The organism is Blautia sp. HCP3S3_D9 (assembly GCF_052063845.1).
In the GTDB taxonomy this organism is placed as follows: Bacteria; Bacillota; Clostridia; order Lachnospirales; family Lachnospiraceae; genus Blautia_A.
This window is the reverse complement of the sequence record NZ_JBQHWS010000182.1, coordinates 1-5,143: the sequence shown is the minus strand read 5'-3', so window position 1 is coordinate 5,143 and position 5,143 is coordinate 1. Positions and strand designations below refer to the sequence as shown.

Below are 5,143 nucleotides of genomic sequence, written 5' to 3'. Positions count from 1 at the left end.
ATAATATAGTTTTAAATTATATAATTTACAATATTTCTCTATTTTTTTTCTATATTCTCTACTGTCTGAAAAAAAGTAGCATAATACATATTTTTCTTTTGCTAATTCTTTATTACAAAGAGCTTCCCATTCTACTTTATCAATTAGCAATGTTGGATCTAAAACAACATTTACATCTTCTACTCCTGAGTTTGATAATATTGCTTGTGCCGTTTTTTCTCGTACGGATACAAAATCAAACCGTTTTATTAAAGGTATCATTATAGATTTTTCATATTCTGTAAGTACAGAACGCCCAATACTTGCCGCATATGCAATTTTATAATGTTTTTCATCAATCATAGATAAAAGAAATCCATTTCTTGCTGCATTAGGATTCCAAATTTGGTCTGAACCACAGATGTAAGCATCATATATTCTTTGACTATCCCTCAACGTATTATCATCATAAGGTTCTGATTTATTAATATAATTCTCTCTAAAGTTATTAAATAAATACTCTCTATCCTCTAAAATATTTATTATTTTTTTACTAAAAACTTTTCCTTCTACTTTTGCTAAAACTTTATGTACAATTTCGTTTATTTTATATTGTTTTAGCTGTGATCCAACTGATTTATAAATAGGATTTTTCCCATTAATATACACAACAACATCTGCGATATATCCTTTTTTTCTTAATACATATTGCAAGGCATAAGCCTGTAAAACTCCACCATAATTATTATTGTTATTAAAAATTGTCAATATTGCTATTTTTTTCATATCTATTTTTCCTTATTCATTTTAGTAAACGAATTAATATAATCAAATGCTCTTATTCTCATAGCCTCAATTTTATCATTGACTTTTTCATAATCTGTTGGAATCCACAAATCTTCACTTCTTATTTCTTCACCTAAAACATAGTGGTCCTCCAATCCTAACTGACTAAGCAAAGCTTGAGATCTATCATCATCCGGGTCCATTTCTACCTTATGTCTAAAATTACAAAAATTTTTATTAAATAACGCAGAAAACAGAGTTCCATGAAACGAATCTGTTACTACTGCTTCCGCTTCATTCATTAATTCAATAAATGCTAATGGTCCTGAACGCTCGAATAGTTCTATCTTGTACTCGTCCAGATGATTTACCGACCAAGCTTTTTTCTCTAAAACAACTACTTTCATTCCCATTTCATTAGCCACTTTTGAAAGTCTCTCATTTAGTACAGTATTGCTATAAGAAAACGCATAATAAAATATAAATTTCCCCTTTATTCCTGTAGATTTAACATTTAAACTCTTTAACCATTGTTCTTTTGTTAATAACATTGTTGGGTCTGCTATAATCGGCACTTTTCGTCCTATGAGTTCTTCTAGCCATTTTTGTCCATTAGGTTCTCTAACTGATAAATAATCAAATTTTTCTAACAATTTTTTATATACACTTGGGTCTGAAGCATATTGATTTATGTTAACTGCACCTAAGCTTGGTGAATATGCTACTTTAGAACTCTTTCCCACAAAATTCAAAAAGTATGCCAAATCTGTATCTCTGCATCTTATATTCCAGACTTGGTCTCCTCCTGCTATAACAATGTCATATTTCTCTTTTAGTTCAAAAAGTTCATCATTATTTTTATATTTTTTTTCCGTAAGATGAAAATTCGTTTCTGAAAATTCTTTATAATCAAATTTCATCCTTTTTATACTTTTCCAATAAGGTATCGCCTTTAAATTTGATTTAATAATTCTCGGACGTAATTTTGTATCCCAAAGAGAATACATTTGTCTTTGACCTTTACTTGAAAAATCTATAATTTCTGTTTCACACTTATATTTTTTCTCCAATATAGTTTGCAAGGCATAGGCTTGTAACATAGACCCACAATTATCTGATGCGTGAAAAGTAATAATTCCAATTTTCATTTTATTTCTATAATGTTTATTTAAAACATCTATCCTTTCATCATATTTTTGTTTTCTAAAGTTTAATTACTTTTTTCGTTAATATATTTCACTAAATTTTCTATTATTTTTTCGTCAACTTCTATATCAAATTTACGTGCAAATAAACAATTTGACTGTTGTAATAATTTCAAATCCTCACTCCTAAAAATATACGGATTTCCTCTATTCCAATCAATAAGTCTACGATTTGTATTTTCTTGATCTTTAGGAATATATATATTATCTTTATAGGCTGAGTTATAAAGAAGTGTCTGTATAAAAACTTCATCTCCACAAAAAGATTTTTTGAAATACTTTTCAATCAATTTTTCTTTTCCTACAATATATTCTGCAAAATCTCCTGTAATACTAAACCAATTTGCTCCTTTTTTTATAACAATCTGCTTAGGAATTCTACACACTTTTAATGTTCGTTGCACTCTAACATTAATTCCCTCTAATATGCGAAAAATTGATTTATTACTGTGTCTCCCATTTATTCTTTGAAATAACCAATAATATCTACATCTTGCCCTTGTATGCCTATCGTTTTCCTCTACTTCAATATCTAAAAACTCTTTACCTTGATTTTCTTCAAAGAAATTATGTATTTCTTCTTGAGATTTTATTGGTAAATCAACTCCTGATAATAGATGAAGATACTGATATTTTCTATTGGCATTCGCAGCCTTTAACAATTCCATTTCGCATTCGATTTGAGAATAATGCCCCCATATCACATTAACTGATTTAACAAAATATAGCTTTGATTTAGCAATACTATTTTTTATTTCGCTATAAGGTACATCTTCTGCTTTTTTGTCAATATGTATATAAATATCATTTCTAGTATCATCTAACTGTTGTATTAATGTTATTAACATATCAAATTTGTTATGAGCCATAATAAGATATGCATGTTTACTTTCCATATATCTGTTCCTCAACCGCATTGTCTATTTCACAATAGATTTTTTTTATCTGATTATGAGAGACCTCATCATCAAAGTTCTTTGCCATCTCTATACAGTTACCTATCATTTTTTTTCTTTTTTCTTTATTCAACAATTTTTTCAGTGCCTCTGAAAATTCAATATCGCTATATGGATCTGCTAAATATCCTGTTTTTCCATCTACTATATAATCTTTTATTCCTTGCACCGATGACCCTACAACAGGAATTCCCCCAGCTAGCATTTCTATTCCTGCTAAACCAAGTCCTTCTCTGTTTGAAGGAATGATCCCAATATCTGAGCTTGCAATAATCTCCGGAATATCTGTTCTATATCCCAAAAACCGAACATCAACCCCAAAATCTTCTGCTTCTTTTTTTAATTCATCCATTATTCCACTTCCAACAAGCCCTTTTCCACAGATCAAATATACAAGATTCTTATTTTCTATTTTCGCAATAGCCTTTATCGCAACTTGATAGTTTTTTCTATAAGAAAGCTCTCCAATAGATAATAAAGCAATTTTATCTTCTGAAATATTTAGTTTTTTTCTATACATATCTCTATCAAAATCTTTTATTTCATATTTCTTTGTATTGACCCCCACACCATTAATGTGGAATACTTTCTTACAATTCATGGTTTTTGCAGCCATAAAGTCTTCGTTATTAATTGTTATAATTGCATCTGTATATTTTGACATTAATTTTTCAATATTATAATAAATTAATTTTTGTTTTTTACTGCATTTTTCATGAAAATAAAATCCATGTGTTGTATAAATAACCTTCATTCCTGGAGTTTTTTTTCTAAGATTCTTTGTCGCCAATCGCATTAACACGCCTGGAATAGGAGTATGAATTAAAACTAAATCATACATATTTTCTCTTAGTAATTCTTTTAATTGTCCATAGGATTTTATTGTTTCTTTACTAATTGGTTTGTTTGATGAAAAATCGATTTGATGAAACTTCACATTTAACTTTTTAAAGTATCTCTTATTATCTAGCTCAGATTCTTTATCTCCATTTCCATTTGCCGCACAATCAACTTCATATCCTAATTCTTTTAATAATTCTATATCATATAATAAAAATGCTCTGACAAATCCCGTTAAAGCTGTTACTATAATAGCTCTTTTCATTGTAAATTCAGCTTCCTCTCTCCACTATATTTTCTATTCATCGCCACTTGTATCCCAATTGCTATAAGATAGGTTGCCAATTGTGCTGCTGTATAAAAGGTATTTTCCGTTATTCCAACTAACAGAAAAACCATTTGAATTCCTAGTGAAATTAAACACAATTGCTTATCATCTATATCTTCTATCTTTCGATATAATTTCACCGTATGTATCATATTATATATGAAACAACTATACAAAATACAAGCTCCTACAAGACCTAACTCGGCCAACGTTTGTAAATATATATTGTGTGCATTTGTACTCCAATTAGCTAACACAGAGCTACTATCTCTATAATAATATCTCATATTTCTATTGTAACTGCATAGACCTGAACCTAATAATGGATTTCTCATAAACATACTAATTCCGACTGGCCATAACAAAGTAGACCGACTACTTGTAATGTCTGTACTTCCATCATTTTGAAACAATCCTATTATTTTTCCCATAGAAGCTCGAACTTCTGGCAATGCTATTATCACGACTACAAATAATAATATTGCAGATAAAATATATTTTTTTGATTTGTGTAAATAGTGCTTGTCTTTATTATTAATATATACTGAACTGCAAATCATAAAAATCAACATTAAAATAGAAATTCTTTTACCAGTGAAAAAAATAGCAACCACATAATAAAATGATAATATTAATAGTTTAAATTTAGGTTTTTTTAAATATCTACTATATGTAAAAACAAATCCAAGGCTTGCTGCATACGCTGCATTTAATTTTTCTCCAAAAATTCCCGAATATACCCCTGCTGCCATTTCTTTTATAACAGTATCCTGTGCAACCCCTATCATAATATTATCGAAAAATCCTAACATAAAATTTTTAAATACGGCGCTCAAGAAAACTGTTAAAACACATAAAAAGTTCAAAATATTCCACGTGCTCAATAATCTCTTATAAAAATCATCACTAAATCCTATAAATACAAAAATCGAATATACTGCTAATGATTGTACTAATCCACCTGCATCTTGCTTGTTTGAACAAACTAGATAATTTATCAAAACATATCCCAAAAAAACTAACCATAATTTTTGTTCTATAGTATTTAT

The 5,143-nt window shown here is 28.6% G+C and carries 5 protein-coding genes; all 5 read right to left on the bottom strand.

Features of this window, described 5'->3' with window-relative positions; translation table 11 throughout:
* Window positions 1-765: polysaccharide pyruvyl transferase family protein (locus ACTNES_RS19290; RefSeq protein WP_441040425.1), on the bottom strand; the 765-nt coding region annotated here is incomplete at its 3' end.
* Window positions 766-767: 2 nt separating this feature from the next.
* The gene (locus tag ACTNES_RS19285) at window positions 768-1,913 is read right to left on the bottom strand and encodes a polysaccharide pyruvyl transferase family protein (protein WP_441040424.1); all 1,146 of its coding nucleotides are present in this window, start codon (window positions 1,911-1,913) and stop codon (window positions 768-770) included.
* Window positions 1,914-1,975: 62 nt separating this feature from the next.
* Window positions 1,976-2,866, bottom strand: coding sequence for a beta-1,6-N-acetylglucosaminyltransferase (locus tag ACTNES_RS19280; RefSeq protein ID WP_441040423.1), 891 nt, complete (start codon window positions 2,864-2,866; stop codon window positions 1,976-1,978).
* On the bottom strand, window positions 2,856-4,031 hold the full coding sequence (locus tag ACTNES_RS19275) for a glycosyltransferase (protein WP_441040422.1): 1,176 nt from the start codon (window positions 4,029-4,031) through the stop codon (window positions 2,856-2,858). Before ACTNES_RS19275 ends, ACTNES_RS19280 begins: the two co-directional genes overlap by 11 nt.
* Window positions 4,028-5,143: O-antigen ligase family protein (locus ACTNES_RS19270; RefSeq protein WP_441040421.1), on the bottom strand; the 1,116-nt coding region annotated here is incomplete at its 5' end. The genes ACTNES_RS19270 and ACTNES_RS19275, both read right to left, overlap by 4 nt.